The organism is Cryobacterium sp. MP_3.1 (assembly GCF_035984795.1).
Classification (GTDB): domain Bacteria; phylum Actinomycetota; class Actinomycetes; order Actinomycetales; family Microbacteriaceae; genus Cryobacterium; species Cryobacterium zongtaii.
Genome location: NZ_JAXCHV010000003.1, coordinates 13009 through 29796 on the forward strand (window position 1 = coordinate 13009; position 16788 = coordinate 29796).

The 16788-nt window shown below is 67.0% G+C and carries 15 protein-coding genes; 6 read left to right on the forward strand and 9 right to left on the reverse strand.

Annotated elements, in window-relative coordinates; genetic code table 11:
- Positions 1–61: 61 nt before the first annotated feature.
- Together rplL and rplJ are read right to left on the reverse strand one after the other, a co-directional pair.
- Positions 62–445: a 50S ribosomal protein L7/L12 gene (gene rplL / locus RCH12_RS03140; RefSeq protein WP_066592329.1), complete on the reverse strand. Its 384-nt coding sequence runs from the start codon at positions 443–445 to the stop codon at positions 62–64.
- Between the two features lie 51 nt (positions 446–496).
- Positions 497–1012, reverse strand: a complete 516-nt coding sequence (gene rplJ, locus RCH12_RS03145) for a 50S ribosomal protein L10 (RefSeq protein WP_088455040.1) — start codon at positions 1010–1012, stop codon at positions 497–499.
- Positions 1013–1328: 316 nt separating this feature from the next.
- Between rplJ and RCH12_RS03150 the strand changes: the two genes are divergently transcribed.
- Together RCH12_RS03150 and RCH12_RS03155 are read left to right on the forward strand one after the other, a co-directional pair.
- On the forward strand, positions 1329–3098 hold the full coding sequence (locus RCH12_RS03150; RefSeq protein ID WP_442784552.1) for an MDR family MFS transporter: 1770 nt from the start codon (positions 1329–1331) through the stop codon (positions 3096–3098).
- A gap of 10 nt (positions 3099–3108) precedes the next feature.
- Complete coding sequence (locus RCH12_RS03155; protein WP_327016018.1) at positions 3109–3621, forward strand: MarR family winged helix-turn-helix transcriptional regulator; 513 nt, start codon at positions 3109–3111, stop codon at positions 3619–3621.
- A 1-nt stretch (position 3622) separates the two neighbouring features.
- Here the strand turns inward: RCH12_RS03155 and RCH12_RS03160 are convergent, their stop codons facing one another.
- Positions 3623–5149, reverse strand: coding sequence for a sensor histidine kinase (locus tag RCH12_RS03160; RefSeq protein WP_327016019.1), 1527 nt, complete (start codon positions 5147–5149; stop codon positions 3623–3625).
- Positions 5149–5895 (reverse strand): response regulator transcription factor, encoded by a 747-nt coding sequence (locus RCH12_RS03165; protein WP_103432677.1) that lies wholly within the window; start codon positions 5893–5895, stop codon positions 5149–5151. Before RCH12_RS03165 ends, RCH12_RS03160 begins: the two co-directional genes overlap by 1 nt.
- A 180-nt stretch (positions 5896–6075) precedes the next feature.
- Here RCH12_RS03165 and RCH12_RS03170 point away from each other — a divergent pair, with 180 nt between their 5' ends.
- Positions 6076–7563, forward strand: coding sequence for an ABC transporter permease (locus tag RCH12_RS03170; RefSeq protein ID WP_103432678.1), 1488 nt, complete (start codon positions 6076–6078; stop codon positions 7561–7563).
- 37 nt (positions 7564–7600) lie between these two features.
- Complete coding sequence (locus tag RCH12_RS03175) at positions 7601–8272, forward strand: ABC transporter ATP-binding protein (protein WP_327016020.1); 672 nt, start codon at positions 7601–7603, stop codon at positions 8270–8272.
- Between the two features lie 61 nt (positions 8273–8333).
- Here the strand turns inward: RCH12_RS03175 and RCH12_RS03180 are convergent, their stop codons facing one another.
- Genes RCH12_RS03180 through RCH12_RS03195 form a run of 4 tightly spaced genes read right to left on the reverse strand, consistent with a single transcriptional unit; the run spans position 8334 to position 12461 of the window.
- Positions 8334–9323: a glycoside hydrolase family 43 protein gene (locus tag RCH12_RS03180; RefSeq protein WP_327016021.1), complete on the reverse strand. Its 990-nt coding sequence runs from the start codon at positions 9321–9323 to the stop codon at positions 8334–8336.
- A complete protein-coding gene (locus RCH12_RS03185) occupies positions 9320–10174 on the reverse strand; it encodes a carbohydrate ABC transporter permease (RefSeq protein ID WP_327016022.1) in 855 nt (284 codons plus the stop codon). The genes RCH12_RS03180 and RCH12_RS03185 overlap by 4 nt, the downstream gene beginning before the upstream one ends.
- 9 nt (positions 10175–10183) lie before the next feature.
- A complete protein-coding gene (locus tag RCH12_RS03190) occupies positions 10184–11119 on the reverse strand; it encodes a carbohydrate ABC transporter permease (protein ID WP_442784554.1) in 936 nt (311 codons plus the stop codon).
- 25 nt (positions 11120–11144) lie between these two features.
- Positions 11145–12461 (reverse strand): ABC transporter substrate-binding protein, encoded by a 1317-nt coding sequence (locus tag RCH12_RS03195; RefSeq protein WP_327016024.1) that lies wholly within the window; start codon positions 12459–12461, stop codon positions 11145–11147.
- Positions 12462–12710: 249 nt separating this feature from the next.
- On the opposite strand from RCH12_RS03195, the gene RCH12_RS03200 reads away from it, so the two are divergent.
- Positions 12711–13736 (forward strand): LacI family DNA-binding transcriptional regulator, encoded by a 1026-nt coding sequence (locus tag RCH12_RS03200; protein WP_327016025.1) that lies wholly within the window; start codon positions 12711–12713, stop codon positions 13734–13736.
- Between the two features lie 78 nt (positions 13737–13814).
- Positions 13815–15686 (forward strand): glycoside hydrolase family 2 protein, encoded by a 1872-nt coding sequence (locus tag RCH12_RS03205; protein ID WP_327016026.1) that lies wholly within the window; start codon positions 13815–13817, stop codon positions 15684–15686.
- Positions 15687–15773: 87 nt separating this feature from the next.
- Here the strand turns inward: RCH12_RS03205 and RCH12_RS03210 are convergent, their stop codons facing one another.
- Positions 15774–16535 carry an LPXTG cell wall anchor domain-containing protein gene (locus tag RCH12_RS03210; protein ID WP_327016027.1) on the reverse strand — a complete coding sequence of 254 codons (762 nt, stop codon included), beginning with the start codon at positions 16533–16535 and terminating at the stop codon, positions 15774–15776.
- Positions 16536–16788 lie beyond the last annotated feature (253 nt).

Sequence of the window (16788 nt, forward strand, 5' to 3'; positions counted from 1 at the left end):
CGGGCGCCGCATCCAATGGATGCGACGCCCGTGCGAGCAACTAACCCCTTGCGGGGCGAGATTACTTGAGGGTGACGGTGGCGCCAGCGGCCTCGAGGGAAGCCTTTGCCTTCTCGGCAGCTTCCTTCGCAACGCCCTCGAGGACGGCCTTCGGCGCGCCATCGACAACGGCCTTGGCCTCGCCGAGGCCCAGGCTGGTGAGCTCGCGCACAACCTTGATGACCTGGATCTTCTTGTCGCCAACGGCGTCGAGGATGACGTCGAACGCGCTCTGCTCTTCGACCTCTTCGGCAGCGGCGGCGGGGCCAGCGGCTCCGGCGACGGCGACGGGTGCAGCCGCGGTGACCTCGAAGGTCTCCTCGAATGCCTTGACGAACTCGGAGAGCTCGATGAGGGTGAGGCCCTTGAACTGCTCGAGCAGCTCTTCAGTGGAAAGCTTTGCCATGATTTTTCTCCTATTAGTTTCTTAGTTACTCACCGCGGTACAGGCAGATGCCTAGTTCGCGGACTCCTGCTTTTCACGCAGCGCTTCGATGGTGCGAACAGCCTTCGACAGCGGTGCGTTGAACAGATATGCGGCTCCGAACAGCGAGGCCTTGAAGGCGCCGGCAAGCTTGCCGAGCAGAACTTCACGGGACTCGAGGTCGGCGAGCTTGCCTACCTCTGCGGCGGTCAGGGGGTTACCGTCGAAGTAACCGCCCTTGACAACCAGGAGAGGGTTTGCCTTGGTAAAGGCACGCAGCTTCTTCGCGACGGCGACAGGGTCACCGTGTACGAAAGCGATAGCGGACGGACCAACGAGCTCCTCGTCGAAAGACGTGATGCCGGCGTTGTTGGCCGCGATCTTGGTGAGCGTGTTCTTTACCACGGCGTACGTGGCGTCCTCACTGATGGACGTGCGCAGCTCCTTGAGCTTCGCAACAGTGAGTCCGCGGTACTCGGTGAGCAGAACGGCGGTCGAGCTCTGGAATTTCTCCTGCAGCTCGGCGACCGTTGCTTCCTTGTTCGCCATGGCGCTCCTCTAAATATTCATGTGCCGGTAGCCCGGGGCGCAGACATGAAAAAAACTCCAGCGCAAGCGCCGGAGCTGAGACCAGTTTGACTGGCTAACTTCGAACACCTGCGCGGGCCGTTCACGTGAATGAACCTTCGATCGCTTTTCCATTTCTGGGCAGCGACAACCGGCGGTCTTTGGCTGTTCCCCACCATACGGGATTTCCCAGGCGGTGCGCAAATCGGGCCGACGTCCACCCGGCTTCGCAAACTAGTTGACAAAGGTCCACTATGTATTTATAGTTGACATCTGTCAATTATCTAGCTGGAGATCCATGTCACGCCGTTCTCGCACCACCACTCCCCCGAACCGGGCCATCACGGCCGACGGTTCCATGACCAAGCGCCAGGTCCTCGAGGCCCTGTCCGGCCTGCTGCTGGGCATGTTCGTGTCGATCCTCGCCGGAACCGTGGTCAGCACCTCGCTGCCGATCATCATCTCCGACCTGAAGGGTGACCAGTCCGCGTATACCTGGGTCATCACCGCCACCCTGCTCGCCACCACGGTGTCCACGCCCATCTGGGGCAAGTTCGCCGACCTCTTCAACCGCAAGCTGCTCATCCAGCTGGCCCTGGCCACCTTCGTGATCGGCTCGGCACTGGCCGGCTTCTCGCAGGACACCGGAACCCTCATCGGCTTTCGCGTGCTGCAGGGCCTCGGCGCCGGCGGACTCGCCGCGCTCAGCCAGATCATCATGGCCGACATCATCAGCCCCCGGGACCGCGGCAAGTACGCCGGCCTGTTCGGCGGCGTCATGGCCCTCGGCACCGTCGGCGGCCCGCTGCTCGGCGGCGTGGTGACGGATGCCTTCGGCTGGCGCTGGAACTTCTTCATCGCCCTGCCCGTCGCCATCGTGGCCATCGTGCTCCTGCAGCGCACCCTGCACCTGCCCCCGCGGGTCAAGCGCGTGGTGAAGATCGACTACCTCGGTGCCGTGCTGATCGCCGGCGGCGTCTCGCTGCTGATGATCTGGGTCACCCTGGCCGGCAACAACTTCGAGTGGGCATCCGTCACCTCGTTCGTCATGGTCGCCGCCGCCGCGCTGCTGCTCGTCGCTGCCGTGATCGTCGAGTTCACGGTGCCGGAGCCGATCATCCCACTGACGCTGTTCAAGAACCGCACCTTCACCCTCGCCACCGTCGCCAGCATCTCGGTGGGCGTGTCGATGTTCGGCACCTCCGTCTTCCTCAGCCAGTACATGCAGCTGGCCCGCGGGGCCACGCCCACCCAGTCCGGCCTGCTCACCATCCCGATGATGGGCGGCCTGCTCATCTCGTCGACGCTGTTCGGCACCCTGATCAGCCGCACCGGCAAGTGGAAGGCCGTCATGGTCTCCGGTTCGGTCCTCGTCGTCGCCGGACTCCTGCTGCTCGGCACCCTGCAGTACGACACCAACCTGATCCTGGTGGGCATCTTCATGTTCGTGCTCGGCGCGGGCCTGGGCATGGTCATGCAGAACCTGGTCCTGGTCGTTCAGAACTCGATCGAGGTCACCAACCTGGGGGTGGCCACCAGCGCCGTCACGTTCTTCCGCAGCCTCGGCGGCACCATCGGTGTCTCGGTTCTCGGTTCGGTGCTCGGCACCGTCGTGGCCCAGAACATCAAGGACGGCATCGGCACCCTCGCGCCGGCCGACCAGGCCATCGCGGTGAAGACGCTGGGCTCCGGCGTCATCCCGCACGTCAACACCCTGCCTGACGCCATCCGCGTCGTCGTCGAGTCGGCCTACGGCACCGGCGTCGGTACGGTCTTCCTGCTCGGTGTGCCGCTGGCCGTGATCACCCTGGTGATGGTCGCGCTGATGCCCAACGCGTCGCTCGGCACCCAGACCGCCATCGCCCTGACCAAGGCCCAGGCGGCGAAGAAAGCACCCGAGAACCTCGAGGACAACGACCTGCGCGAACTCGAAGACGCCGAGGACATGCTGATCGAAGTGGGCGCTGCCGCCGCCGGCCTCACCCCGGTGGGCCTGGCCCACCCGACCGGCTCGATCCGCGTGCAGCCCGGCGCCGACCCGTCGGAAAACCCGAGCACCGGTCGCTAGTGTGATGGTCATGACCGACCACGGCGAGCTTCCCCCGGTCGCCGAGCCCGGCGTCACGGCCGCCCTGTCCCCCGACACCGCGACCGAGGCCGCCGAGGCCTTGGCCGACGTCGAGGAGCAGATGATGCAACTGGCGGCCTACGTGCGCGGCGCCCTGCGCGACTCGGCCCTGCGCATCGACCCGGCGCTGCAACCGTTCGGCCTCAAGATCCTGCGCACCCTGCGACGCTGCGGACCCACGCACGCCAGCGCCCTGGCCGAGTCGCTCGAGGTGGACCGCAGTGTGATCAGCCGTCAGGCCCGGCTGCTCGAGGACCTCGGCCTGCTCGAGCTGGCCGCGGACCCGGCCGACGGGCGCGCCAGGTTCCTCGCGGCAACCCCGTTGGCGATGGAGAAGATGGCGGCCGTGCCGGGAGGCGACAAGAGCCTGCTGCACGGCCGGCTGGCCGCGTGGCCCGAAGCCGACCTGCAGCAGTTCGCCCTGCTGCTGAAACGGCTGAACTCCCCCGACGGCACAGCGTAGGTCAGGCCAGGGGCAGCGCCACGCGGAAGCTGGTGCGCCCCGGCCGACTGTGCACCGTGACCTCGCCGTCGTGGGCCAGAACCACGGCCTGCACGATGGCCAAGCCGAGACCGGTACTGCCGCCGGTGCCGCGGAACCTGGAGCTGTCGCCGCGGGCGAACCTCTCGAACAGGGTCTCCTGCAGGTTCTCCGGGATGCCGGGACCGTCGTCGGTCACGGTGACCACGGCGTCTGGCCCCTCGACGCCGAGCGCCACCTGCACCCGGGTGCCCGCGTCGGTATGCACGCGGGCGTTGGCCAGCAGGTTAGCGAAAACCTGGTGCAGGCGCGGCCCGTCGCCTGCCGCCAGCACGGGCTCTTCGGGCAGGTCGAGGTCCCAGCTGTGGTCCCGGCCGGCCGCATGGGCGTCGCTGACCACGTCGACGAGCAGCATGGTGAGGTCAACGGGTTCCCGTTCCAGCTCGCGGCCCTCGTCCAGGCGGGCGAGCAGCAGCAGGTCTTCGACGAGACCGGTCATCCGCACCGACTCCGACTCGATGCGCCCGAGAGCGTGGATGGCGTCGGGCGGCAGTTCCTGGCCGCTGCGTCGGGTGAGCTCAGAGTAGCCGCGGATCGACGCGAGCGGGGTGCGCAGTTCGTGGCTGGCATCCGCCACGAACTGGCGCACCTTGTTCTCGCTGGCCTGCCGGGTTTCCAGGGCGATGTCGACGTGGTCGAGCATCCGGTTCAGCGCTGAGCCCACCCGGCCGACCTCGGTGCGCGGATCGGTGTCCGCGGCCGGAACCCTGTCGACGAGCAACACCTCGCCGCGGTCCAGCGGCAGTTCGGAGACCCGGGTAGCCGTGGCCGTCACCCGCTGCAGCGGACGCAGGGCCAGACGCACGATCGCGGTGGCGAGGAACGCCGCCAGCACGAGGCCGGCCAGCGACACGACGGCGATGATGAGCGCCAGCTGGGTGGCGGTGCCGGTCACCGAGGACACGGGCAGACCGACCAGGTAGAGGGCGCCGGTGCGCGCGGCCTGCGCGAGGACCCGGTACTCGCCCACGTCGCCGCCGAGGTCCACACTGAACGGGACGGACGTGCGCCCCTCCTGCACCGCGGCGTCGAGTTCGGTGAGCAATTGGGTGATCTGGTCGTTGTTCAGAGCCACGACGGCACCGGTGTCGTCGGTGTAGCCCGCCGTGACGGCGCTGCCGTCGTAGACCAGGGCGAGGGTGCTCGGCGGTTGAGAGGGCCCGTTGAGGACCTCGCTGGCCGTGGGCGTGCCGGCGTTGAAGTCGGTGCCGGTCGGCCGTCCACCGCCGACGACCACGCTGGAGCGCTCGGCCACACTCTCCACCTGCTGGTCGAGGCCGTCCATCAGGTTGGCGCTGAGAATGGCCACACTCACCACCCCGATGACCAGGCTGACGAGGGCGAGCAGGCCCACGACGGCCACAACCAGTCGGCGGCGCAGGGTCCAGGGCGCCCGGCCGCTGCGGGTCGGGATGATGGGGGTGTCGCCGACGGATGCTCCGGGTTTCATCAGGCGATCTTCAGCATGTAACCGGCGCCGCGCACGGTATGGATCATCGGCTCGCGACCGGCGTCCACCTTCTTGCGTAGATAGGAGATGTAGATCTCCACCACCGACGACTTGCCGCCGAAGTCGTAGCTCCAGACCCTGTCGAGGATCTGGGCCTTGCTGAGCACCCGGCGCGGGTTGCGCATCAGGAAGCGCAGCAGTTCGAACTCGGTGGCGGTCAGCTCGATCTGTTCGCCGGCGCGGAACACCTCGTAGCTGTCCTCGTCGAGGGTGAGGTCGCCCACGGTGATGCGGGGGTCGCTGGAGTCGGAGACGGCCATCGTGGAGCGCCGGATCAGGCCGCGGAGCCTGGCGACGACCTCTTCCAGGCTGAACGGCTTAGTGACGTAGTCGTCGCCGCCGGCGGTGAGACCGGCGATGCGGTCGTCGAGCGAATCCTTGGCGGTGAGAAAGAGCACCGGCGTTTGGTAGCCATCCGCCCGCAGCCGCTGGAGCACCTGCAGACCATCGATGTCGGGCAGCATGATGTCGAGCACGATGGCGTCCGGCCGGAACTCGCGCGCCAGGGTGAGCGCGGCCCGGCCCTCCCCGGCCGTGCGTACCTCCCAGCCCTCGTAACGGAGGGCCATCGAGAGCAGGTCGGTGAGAGTGGGTTCGTCGTCGACGACGAGCACCCGGATCGGGGAGCCGTCGGCCTTGCGAAGGCGCGGTCCGTGGGTCGGCTGCTCGTTGCTTCGGGTGCTCATGATCCGAAGTATCCCCGCCTTTCCTATGAACCGGCTATGCGCCGCCCACGACGATCCTGAGAGAGCGGGACCCTGCGGCCTTCTGGGCGAATTCATAGGCAGGCCATAGTGCGGCCATAACCGGGCTCCTTAGCTTCGAAGCAACGGCGGGAACCTCCCTGCCACCGGACTGGAGAATCGATGTTTGTCACGTATCTGCGACGAGAGCTGGCGGGTCGCCGCAAGCAGACCGCCATCGTCGCCATCGGCATGGCCCTCGCCATCGCCCTGGTCATTATCGTCAACGCCGTGTCGAGCGGAGTGCAGCTGGCACAGTCCACCGTGCTGGCCTCGGTCTACGGCGTCGGCACCGACATCACCGTCAGCCAGACCCCGGCCGCGCCCACCGAGGGCGAAGCTGGCGCCGGCGGGCCGGCGAACTTCGACTTCGGAGCGGATGCCGGCGCCACCGCCGACGGGACCACCACCGTCAGCCAGTCCAGGCTCTCCGTCGACCGGGGCACCACCGCGTTCGACGCCACGGCGCTGGACACCGTCGGCGGCATCGACAACGTTTCCGCCGCCGCCGCGACCCTGTCGCTGAGTAACACCACCTTCGATGGAGCCCTGCCCGATTTCTCCGCCGGCACACCGCCGACCGGGGACGACGCCGCCGGCGGAACCGCGCCCAGCGGTGGACCCGACGGTGCCGGCGGCAGCTCCTTCAGCGTCGATTCCTTCACCGTGCTGGGCCTGGACCCGGCCGCTGAGGCCGTCGGGCCCCTGTCGGCCGTGAGCCTCACGGACGGACGCAGCCTGGAGAGCACCGACGCCGGCACCAACGTCGCCGTCCTCGACGCCGACTACGCCACTACCGCCGAACTCGTCGTGGGCGACACCGTCGTCATCGCGGGCACCGACTTCACCGTGGTCGGCCTGGTCACGGCCTCCTCGGCGGATGCCGCCACGGCCTCCAACGTCTACATCCCGCTCGACGTCGCCCAGACTCTGTCCGGCCTGACCGATCAGGTCACCGACATCTACGTGCAGGCCGCGTCCTCCACCGACATCGAGCAGATCCAGGCCGACGTCGAGACCGCCCTGCCGGAGGCCACGGTGCAGACCCAGTCCGACCTCGCCTCGAGCGTGTCAGGGTCACTCTCCAGCGCCGCCGACCTGGTGAAGAACCTCGGCCTCTGGCTGTCGCTCATCGTGCTCGCGGCGGCGTTCCTGATCGCCATCCTGTTCACGATCTCCGGCGTCACCCGGCGCACCCGGGAGTTCGGCACCCTCAAGGCGATCGGCTGGTCGAACGGCCGGATCGTGCGCCAGGTGGCCGGTGAATCCCTGGTTCAGGGCCTGATCGGCGGCGTCGTCGGTATCGCGGTCGGCCTGGCCGGGATCCTGGTGATCAACCTCGCAGCTCCCACCCTCACCGCGGGCGCGGCCACCACCGACCCGGCATCCGCCATGGGCGGCCCCGCCGGCCCCGGCGGCAGTGGCGGCGGATTCGGTCAGGCCATGGTGGAAGCCACCACCTCCGACATCGTTCTGCAGGTGCCGGTGACCCTGTCGGTCATCCTCATCGCCGTCGGTCTCGCCGTGCTCGGCGGTCTGCTCGCCGGCGCGATCGGCGGCTGGCGCGCCTCGCGCCTGAGCCCCTCCGAGGCACTGCGCAGCATCGCGTGACCCCCACCGTCGAATCCATCACCAGAAGTGAGCTCCCATGTATGAACTGACCAATGTCACCAAGAAATACGATCAGGGCAAGCGCTCGGTCACGGCCCTGAACAAGGTCACCCTGTCCATTCCGGATGGGCAGATGGTCGCCATCCAGGGGCCGACCGGCGGCGGCAAGTCCACGCTGCTGCAGATGCTGGGCGCCCTCGACCGGCCCACCGAGGGCACCATCGCGTTGGGCAGCTCTGATCTGTCCAAGCTCGGCCAGGGGCCGTTGGGGGAAATCCGGGCGCGCGAGATCGGCTTCGTGTTCCAGGGTTTCAACCTGATCCCCACCCTGACCGCGCAGGAAAACGTCGAGACCGCGCTGGCGCCGCTCGGGGTTCCCACGGCGGAGCGCATCTCGCGGGCCGCGGCGGCGCTCGACTCCGTCGGGCTCGGCGAGCGCGGCAGCCACCTGCCCGCCGAGCTCTCCGGCGGCCAGCAGCAGCGCGTCGCGATCGCCCGCGCCCTGGTCAAGGAGCCCACGGTGCTGCTGGCCGATGAGCCCACCGGGAACCTCGACGAGCAGACCCGTGACGAGATCATGGACCTGCTCGAGGGCCTGTGGCGGGCGAAGGGGCTGACCCTGATCGTGGTCACCCACGATTCGGCTGTCGCCAAGCGTGCGCAGCGGCGTCTCCTGATCAAGCAGGGTGTGGTCAAGGACCTCGGCTGAGATCCGAGCCGAGCGATCGCGCTGAGTCGGCGGATGCCATCTGGAATCCGCCGGCTCGGCGTCAGGCCGGTGGGACCACCGTCGGGCGCCCGTCGACCCAGTCGAGCTGCAGAACGCTCATCCCCCGGTAGACGTACGCCGGATCCCAGGAGTGCACCACGATCCGGTCACCACCGGGCTGGCCCGGGCCCGGGGAGACCACGTCCTGACCGCCAGGGCCGAGATAGCGGTCGCCGGAGCTCTCCGTACTGAAGAGCGGTTCGGCACCGTTCGTGTAGGGACCCTGGAGTGTCGGCGCCGTGGCGAAACCCATGGCGTAACTGTCATCGGCGTAACTGTTCGCCGAGTAGAAGAGCACGTACTCGTCATCATGGCGGATCAGGATCGGGGCCTCCACCGCGGTGCCGTGCCAGTCCTCCGACTGCTTGATGAGCCTGGTCGGTTCGCCGGTCAGTGTGCGGCCGTCTGGCGAGAGCGGCGACAGCTGCAGCCAGGTATCCAGGGAGCAACAGTTGCCGTCGTTCTTCCAGAGCAGCCACCTGCTCCCGTCCGCATCGACGAAGGCGCCGGCGTCGATCGCGCCGCCCTCGCCGGTCGGGCAGATCAACGGCAGCGTCGAAGTAGCCACGAACGGTCCGGTGGCCGATGCGGCGCTGGCGACGCCGATGCACTGCAGTCCGGAGGCCCTGTCGGCGGCGGTGAAGTAGAGCAGGAAGGTGCCATCGGGACCGGAGGTCACCTCCGGCGCCCAGGTCCGCCCGGTGTCGGCCCAGTCCGGGAGGTCAGGGAGAACGTCGCCGTCCTGCACCTCCCACGACCGGAGGTCGGTGGAGGTGGCGAATTGGACATTCGCGGTGAGCGAATTGGTGGCGTACGCGTAATAGGTGTCACCGACCAGCAGCACATCCGGGTCGGGAAAATCCTGGTCGATTGCGAAGGCTGCCGGCACATCGGTTGCGGCGGCATCCAGAGACCCGGCCGGCCCACAACCGCCCAGGAACGCCACCGCCGCACACGCGAGGACGGTGGCGCCGGCCCGCCGCAGATTCACCCCTTCACGCCCGAGCTGGCGACACTCTCAACGATTTGCTTCTGGGCCAGCGAGAACAGCACGAGCACCGGGACCGAAGCGATGACCGCGCCGGCCATGACGATACTGAAGTGGGTGGAATAGGCGCCCTGCAGTTGGGACAGGCCGGGCTGCAGGGTGAGGTTCTCCGGGCTCAGCAGAACGTAGATGGGCCACAGGAAGTCATTCCAATTGCCGAGAAAGGTCAGAATGGCCAGCGTCGACAGCGCGGGCTTGGCCAGCGGCAGCACGATCTGGAGGAAGATCCTGATGTCCCCGGCCCCGTCGATACGCGCGGCTTCCTCGATCTCGGTCGGCAGCCCGACGAAGAACTGGCGCAGGAAGAAGATGCCGAAGGCACCCGCCGCGCCGGGGACGGAGACAGCCCACAGGGTGTCGAGCCAACCGAGGTTCTGCACGATCAGGTAATTGGGAATGAGGAAGATCACCGGCGGCACCAGGAGGGTGCCGATGATGAGCCCGAAGATGAACTTCTTTCCCGTGAAGTCCAGCCGCGCGAGCGCGTAGGCACCCATCGAGGCGGTCACCAGCACGATCACGGTCTGCAGCGTGGCCGCGACGAGGCTATTGAGCAGCCAGCGGAAGATCGGCTGCTGGCCACTGGCCAGAGTCCCGTACGCGTCGACTGAAAACGGGTTCGGAAGGATCGAATACGGATTCGAGATGACATCGGTGTCGGTCTTGAATGAGGTGATCACGATCCAGACCAGGGGAAGGATGATCGTGAGGGCGACAATTGTCAACGCCGCGTACAGGGCACCACGCCGAAGTCGTGCGGGTCCCGACACCCGTCGCGGAGTGAGAGTAGTCATCGATGATCCTTAGGGTTTGTCCCGCTGAAGGCGGAAGTTGATCACGCTGATGATCGCCAGGAAGGCGAAGAGCACGTAGCTCATGGCCGCCGCTGCCGCCATGTTGTTCTGCGAGAGCCCTTGGTCCGAGATGTACATGATCGCCGTGCGGGTCTGATTGGCCGGCCCGCCCTTGGTGAGCAGGTAGGACTGCCCGAACATGTTCGCGGACGCCAGGATCGTGGTGGTGCTGACAAAGAGCATCACCGGCCGCAGTCCCGGCAGGGTGACATTCCAGAACTTGCGGATCGCCCCCGCACCATCGAGCGCGGCCGCCTCGTAGAGGTCGGTGTTGATGCCCTTGAGACCGGCGAGCAGGATGACGGCGTTGAACCCCAGGGTCCACCAGACGGTCACGCCCACCAGCGAGACCCACGCCCACGGCACATCCACGGTCCAGGGGATGTCGGAGGGGAGACCGATCAGGCCGAGGAGGTGGTTGATCACGCCCGACTGCGTGTCGAGCATGTACTTCCAGATCACCCCGATCACCGCGACACCCAGAACGAACGGCGCGAAGAAGATCGCCCGGAACGCGGTTCCGCCCTTGATCTTCTGGTTGAGCAGCAGCGCGACACCGAGGGGGATCACGAGCAGGAAGGGAACGCTCGCCACCGTGAAGATCCCGGTGGCACCCAGGCTCTGCCAGAAATCGCCGAAGAAGACCGAACCCGGCGTGACGAGATCAATGTAATTCTGCAGCCCGATGAACGACTGCTCGGTTTTATAGGGGCTCCAGTCGGTGACGCTGATCCAGACTCCGAAGACCGCCGGACCGACCACGAAGGTAGCGAAGAGAACGAGGAACGGAGCCAGGAAGGCATAGGCCGTCCAGGTTCGCCTGCGGGTCCCCGACCCCCCGGCGCTCGCGCGCCGAGGGGCAGGGGTCGGGGTCGGGGTCGCCACGGCGGTCGGGGGGAGGGGTGCCAGACTAGTCACCGTACTTCGCCTCGTTCTGCTTCAGGATCGCGTCGGCCTGCTTGGCCGCGTCGTCGAGAGCATCCGCGGGTGATTTCTTGCCGGTCAGCGCCTCGTTGAGCGCGGTGGTGATGAGCGCGTTCGCGGCGGTGATGCCCGGCGCGCTGGTCTCGTAATGCGCGTAGGGAAGCTCGTCGATGAAGGTCGCGAGGTTGGGGTACGCCTCGATCAGGGCGGGGTCGTTACGAACGTCGTTTGCTGCGGGCAGCTCTCCGGTTTCGGCCCAACCGCTCGAGTTCTCGTTCATCCACTTGACGAAGGTCGCTGCCGCGGAGGTCTTGTTGGCGTCCTGGCCCTTGTTGTTCAGGAACATCCAGTGGGTCGAGCTCGACCAGACGGCCTTCTCGGTTCCGATCTGGGGAACCGGTGCCGCTGTCCAGTCCAGCGCGTCGAACGCCTCATTGGTCGTCTGCCAGACGCCATTCCAGTTGTAAGCGGTCTGCCCGGAGAGCAGGCCCTTGATATTGCCGTCCTGGGCCACATTCGCGGGGCTGTAGCCCTGGTCGATCAAATCCGTCATGTGAGTGAGGGCCTGCACGCCGGCCTCGGAGTTGAAGGTCGCCTTGGTCACATCCTCGTTGTACAGGTCCCCGCCGAACTGCCAGAGCAGGGACTGGAACTCGAAGGTGCCGGTGAAGACGTAGCCGTCGACCCACTCGCCCTGGATGCCGGCCGCCTTGAGTGTCTCGAGCGCGGCCATGTAGCCGTCCTTGTCGGCGGGTACCGTCGCGGGGTCGATTCCGGCGGACTTCAGGACGTCGTTGTTGACGTAGAGGCCAAGCGGCGTCACGCTCCAGGGAATCCCGTACTGGCTGCCGGAGTATGCGCCGGCGTCCATCAGACCCTCGGGGAAATCATCGGCGGAGTAGCCGAGATCGTCGATGATGGCGTCGGCCTCAAGCAGGAGACCCTGCGCCGCGTAGGTGGCGACATCGTCACCGTGGGCGACGGCCACGTCGGGGCCCTTGCCCGCCTTGATGGCCAGCGGCATCTTCTTCGAGATGTCTCCCCACTCCATGGGAACGTTCTTGACCACGATGTTCGGGTGCTCGGAGTTGAACTCTTCGACGAGTTTCGGTACGAGAACCGGGGCGGCGCCGCCCGTCCACCCATTCCAGAAGCTGATCGTCACGTCGGGACCGGTGTAGTCCGCGCCGGACACGGCTCCACCACCGGCACTCGTGCCTCCAGTGCTGCAACCGGCGAGGGCAACCCCCATTCCAACCGCCAAGGTTGCGGCAATCGCGCGACGCGCGAATCCTTCCTTCATGGTGCTCTCCTTTGAGTAGTCGCCGACTCGCGGCGATGAATGAGTCGGATCAGGTGCCCGGCCGGTGCCGGACCGGGTGATGTGTTCAATCCGGCACGGCTTCAGAAAGCGGATGATGCGACGGGACAAATTTACAGCGCTAGAAAGTCATCCGTCAAGCTTCCTTCGCATCACGACGCAGACGGGCAGACGGCTAGAGTCATGGATGAAACCCTCACGCGCCCCGCAGCGCCGACTCAAGGAGCAGCAATGGCCGGAGTGCGACTCCAGGACGTCGCCGTTCACGCCGGCGTGTCGATGAAGACAGTGTCGAACGTCGTGCACGACCATCCCCACGTTTCCGCGGCGATGCGGGAGCGGGTTCAACGCGCCATCGATGATCTGGGCTACCGACCGAACGCCCTCGGCCGACGCCTGGCCACCGGACGCACGGGCCTCATCGCACTCGCGTTCGCCGATGTGCGCCTGGCCTACTTCTCCGAGCTGGCCAGTCTGGTCTCAGCGGCAGCCGCCTCAACGGGCGCCGGCTACCGACTGCTCCTGGAGGAGACATCCGGCACCATCGACGGTGAGCGGGCCGTCCTCTCGTCGAGTGAGGCGGGCCTCGTCGACGGCATGCTCTTCCAACCCTCGATGATGACGTCCACCGAAGTGGCCCAGCGCCGCAGCGACATACCCATGGTGCTGCTGGGCGAGGGCGCGGCGCCGATCGGTGTCGACCACGTGATGATCGACAACGTCGCCGCCGCCAACCGGGCCACGCGCCACCTCAGCGCCCTCGGACGGACCCGCATCGCCTTCGTGGGTCACGAGGAGAGCGGCCAATCCGCCACATCCACGCAGCGACTGATCGGATACCAGCAGGGGATCGAGGAATCGGGGCTGGTCCTGGATATGTCCCTGCTCATCCCCACCCGGGCCATCGCGCCGGCCGAGGCCGCGCGTGCCGTCGGAGCAGCACTGGATCGCGGTCTGCGATTTGACGGCCTGGTCTGCCGAGACGACCTCGCAGCGATCGGCGCCTTGCGCGCTCTCCAGGAACGCGGCATCCGGATTCCCGACGACGTGGCCGTCGTGGGCTGGGACGATATTTCCTTCGCGGCCGTCACCTTCCCGAGCCTCACCACGATCGCTCCGGACATGCCCGCACTGGCCCGCGTCGCCCTCGAAATGCTGGAAGAGCGCATCATGGGCTACACCGGCCTGGGGCGCCATCGCCTGGTGGATTTCGACCTCGTCATTCGGGAAAGCGCGCCAGCACCAACCAACGGTTGAACCGTCCGGGCCGACGTCGACGGCATCAATTCAGTGTGCGGATTTACAGCGCTGCAAATTCAGTGCATGATGGAGGACATGAGTAGCACCGTCGATCTCGCGCCCGCCGTCTTTCGCGCCAGCCAGCAGGACGGGCGCTACCCGCGCCCCCAGCTCGTCCGCCCCGCTTGGACCGAACTGTCCGGGGACTGGGGCTTCGCCTTCGACGACGCCGACATCGGTGTGGCAGCCCGTTGGTTCGCCGACCCGCAGTTCGATCGAACCATCCAGGTTCCGTTCCCCTTCGAGTCCGCCGCCTCGGGTATCCACGACACCGGGTTCCACCCGGTGGCCTGGTATTCGCGGTCCTTCGACGACAACGACCTGGCTCGCGCCGGCTTCGTCACGGGCCGGCGTCTGCGCGTGCACTTCGGCGCGGTCGACTATCGCGCCAGCGTTTGGGTCGACGGAACGTTTCTCGGTGAGCACGAGGGTGGGCACACCCCCTTCTCCTTCGACATCACCGACGCGGTCGTGGCCGGTGTGGCCGAGCACTCCATCGTGGTCAGGGCCGAGGATGATCCCCTCGACGTGACTCAGCCGCGCGGCAAACAGGATTGGCGCGTCGAACCGCACTCAATCTGGTATCACCGCACCAGCGGCATCTGGCAGCCGGTCTGGCTCGAGTCGACGAACCCCCTGGCCGTCACTCTCGTGCACTGGATACCGGACCTGCCGAATGCGACGGTTCGGGTTCGGATCGATGTCAGTCGACGACCCACGCCCGGCACGACGGTGGCCCTCAGCCTGAGCGTCGACGGTGATCCCCTGACCCAGGCGACGGTAGCCGTCACCGCGACGACCCAGGTCTTCACCATCGCGCTCCCGGCTCAGGTGAACGGTCAAGCCTACGAAGAGCTGCTGTGGACCCCGGAGTCGCCACGGCTGATTGATGCCACTTTGACGGTACGCACCGGTTCCTCGCCGGACACGCAGGGGACGGCTGTGGATGTCGTACATTCCTATTTCGGCCTTCGCTCGGCGGCGATCGCTCGCGGCCGGTTCCTTCTGAACGACCGGCCCTACTATGTGAGGTCTGTTCTGCAACAGGGATACTGGCCCCAGTCGCATCTCGCCAGCCCCTCGCCAGAGGCCCTGCGCCGGGACGTCGAGCTCATCAAGGAACTCGGTTTCAACGCGACCCGTGTGCACCAGAAGATCGAGGACCCCCGTTTCCTCTATTGGACGGACCGGCTCGGCCTCCTCGTCTGGGGCGAAACCCCCGGCGCCTTCGAATTCGGCGCCACGGCCGTGCGGCGCATGGTGGCGGAGTGGACCGAAGTCGTGGAACGGGACCTCTCGCATCCGTCTCTCGTGACCTGGGTGCCGCTGAACGAGAGCTGGGGCGTGCAGCACATCGCCCATGACCCCGCGCAGCAGAACTACGCGCGGGCACTCGTCGCGCTCACCCGCACGTTGGATCCGTCCCGCCCGGTGATCTCCAACGACGGCTGGGAGCACATCGACTCCGACATCCTCTCGGTGCACGACTATGAATCCGTCGGCGACACCCTCCGCGAGCGTTACAGCGACGACGACGCAAAACGCAGGCTTCTCAGCGACCTCGGGCCCGCGGGGCGCCGTCTCCTTCTCGCCGGCCAGGAGATCGGTGAGCGGCCCGTCATGCTCACCGAATTCGGCGGCATCTCCTTCGCCACCCACTATGCGGACAGTGACGCCTGGGGCTACTCGAGCGCGCAGACCGCGGACGACTTCCTCGAGCGTCTTGACGCCGTCGTGGCGGCGATCCACTCCAGTTCGTTCCTGGCCGGGTTCTGCTACACCCAACTGACCGACACCCTCCAGGAGACCAACGGACTGCTCGACGACAACCGCAGGCCCAAGGTGCCCATGCACCTGCTTCGCGCCATCATCACGCAGACCGCACCCGACGGGCCCCCGCTCGGCTAGCGCGCCTCCTGGCCGCAGGTGCGCGCGGGTGCGACAGAACGCCCCGGACGATTCCTCGTCCGGGGCGTTCTTGGGGGTTATGCCAGGTTATGCGCGGCGGAACCGGCGGGCCAGCAGCAGGCCGGCACCAAGGAGCATCGCGAGGACACTCGCCGCAATGGCCGGAACGCTCCAGGTCGAGACGCCGGTTTCGGCAAGCTCACGCGTTGACGCCGCGGGGGTGGGCGCCGTTGCGGCTGCCGGCGTGACGGCAGTCGCTGTCGGGGTGGGCGTGACGTTCGCCGGCGGCACGATCGGTGCGGGCGTCTCGCTCACCGACGGCACGATCGGCGTGGGCGTGGGCGTCGGCGTCACCGGCGGCACAGAAGGCGTGGGCGTGGGCGTCGGCGTCACCGGCGGCACAGAAGGCGTGGGCGTCGGAGTCACCGGCGGCACGACGGGTGTGGACGGCGTCGTCGGGGTCGGGCAGGCGACAGTCTTGTCGGCGAAAGTGCGGTCATACCCGTCGTGCGTGCCGAGGACCACCGAGTAGGTGTGCGACGTCTGTCCGTCCAGTGCGATCGTCGAGGAATAGGTCTTGCCGAACTTCACCGGCGCCGAGGCGACGCCGTCGATGGTGACGGTGACCGTATTCGGCGTGGCGTCGGCCGCAACGGCCGGTTTGCCGCCGCTGGCCGGCTTCGCGGCGATCACGTTGTAGCTCTCGAATTTCATCGACAGCGACGTGCAGTCAGCGGTCACGGCCGGAGTGTGGGCGAACGCCGGCACGGCAGCGCCTCCGACGGCGAGGCCGCCGACGAGAAGAACGGAACCGAAGATTGTCGCGGCTTTGGTAGGGATCGTGGTCATTTTTCTTTACCTCATGGGTCAGTAGAAATATGTATGCGCGCACACTCGGGTGAAGGCGCGGCAGTACTACGAATTGCGCGCGCCGAATCGCTCGGCGGGGCGCGCTGAAGGAGGCCCGGGACGATGCCCCGGGTGATATGGACGCGAGTGGGCGTGGGTGGGCGCCTCGATGACATCGTGGTGCACTACGACCGCCTGCTATCGGCCACCTGTCCACTGTTAAGTGGCTGGTGTAAAGGCCGATCGGGCCTAC

Excerpts from the sequence above, each read along its gene's own strand:
- RCH12_RS03210 (WP_327016027.1), bottom strand. The coding sequence starts at position 16,535 with ATGACCACGATCCCTACCAAAGCCGCGACAATCTTCGGTTCCGTTCTT.
- rplJ (WP_088455040.1), bottom strand. The coding sequence starts at position 1,012 with ATGGCGAACAAGGAAGCAACGGTCGCCGAGCTGCAGGAGAAATTCCAG.
- RCH12_RS03175 (WP_327016020.1), top strand. The coding sequence starts at position 7,601 with ATGTATGAACTGACCAATGTCACCAAGAAATACGATCAGGGCAAGCGC.
- RCH12_RS03155 (WP_327016018.1), top strand. The coding sequence starts at position 3,109 with ATGACCGACCACGGCGAGCTTCCCCCGGTCGCCGAGCCCGGCGTCACG.
- RCH12_RS03170 (WP_103432678.1), top strand. The coding sequence starts at position 6,076 with ATGTTTGTCACGTATCTGCGACGAGAGCTGGCGGGTCGCCGCAAGCAG.
- RCH12_RS03195 (WP_327016024.1), bottom strand. The coding sequence starts at position 12,461 with ATGAAGGAAGGATTCGCGCGTCGCGCGATTGCCGCAACCTTGGCGGTT.
- RCH12_RS03160 (WP_327016019.1), bottom strand. The coding sequence starts at position 5,149 with ATGAAACCCGGAGCATCCGTCGGCGACACCCCCATCATCCCGACCCGC.
- RCH12_RS03150 (WP_442784552.1), top strand. The coding sequence starts at position 1,329 with ATGTCACGCCGTTCTCGCACCACCACTCCCCCGAACCGGGCCATCACG.
- rplL (WP_066592329.1), bottom strand. The coding sequence starts at position 445 with ATGGCAAAGCTTTCCACTGAAGAGCTGCTCGAGCAGTTCAAGGGCCTC.
- RCH12_RS03200 (WP_327016025.1), top strand. The coding sequence starts at position 12,711 with ATGGCCGGAGTGCGACTCCAGGACGTCGCCGTTCACGCCGGCGTGTCG.
- RCH12_RS03185 (WP_327016022.1), bottom strand. The coding sequence starts at position 10,174 with ATGACTACTCTCACTCCGCGACGGGTGTCGGGACCCGCACGACTTCGG.
- RCH12_RS03205 (WP_327016026.1), top strand. The coding sequence starts at position 13,815 with ATGAGTAGCACCGTCGATCTCGCGCCCGCCGTCTTTCGCGCCAGCCAG.
- RCH12_RS03165 (WP_103432677.1), bottom strand. The coding sequence starts at position 5,895 with ATGAGCACCCGAAGCAACGAGCAGCCGACCCACGGACCGCGCCTTCGC.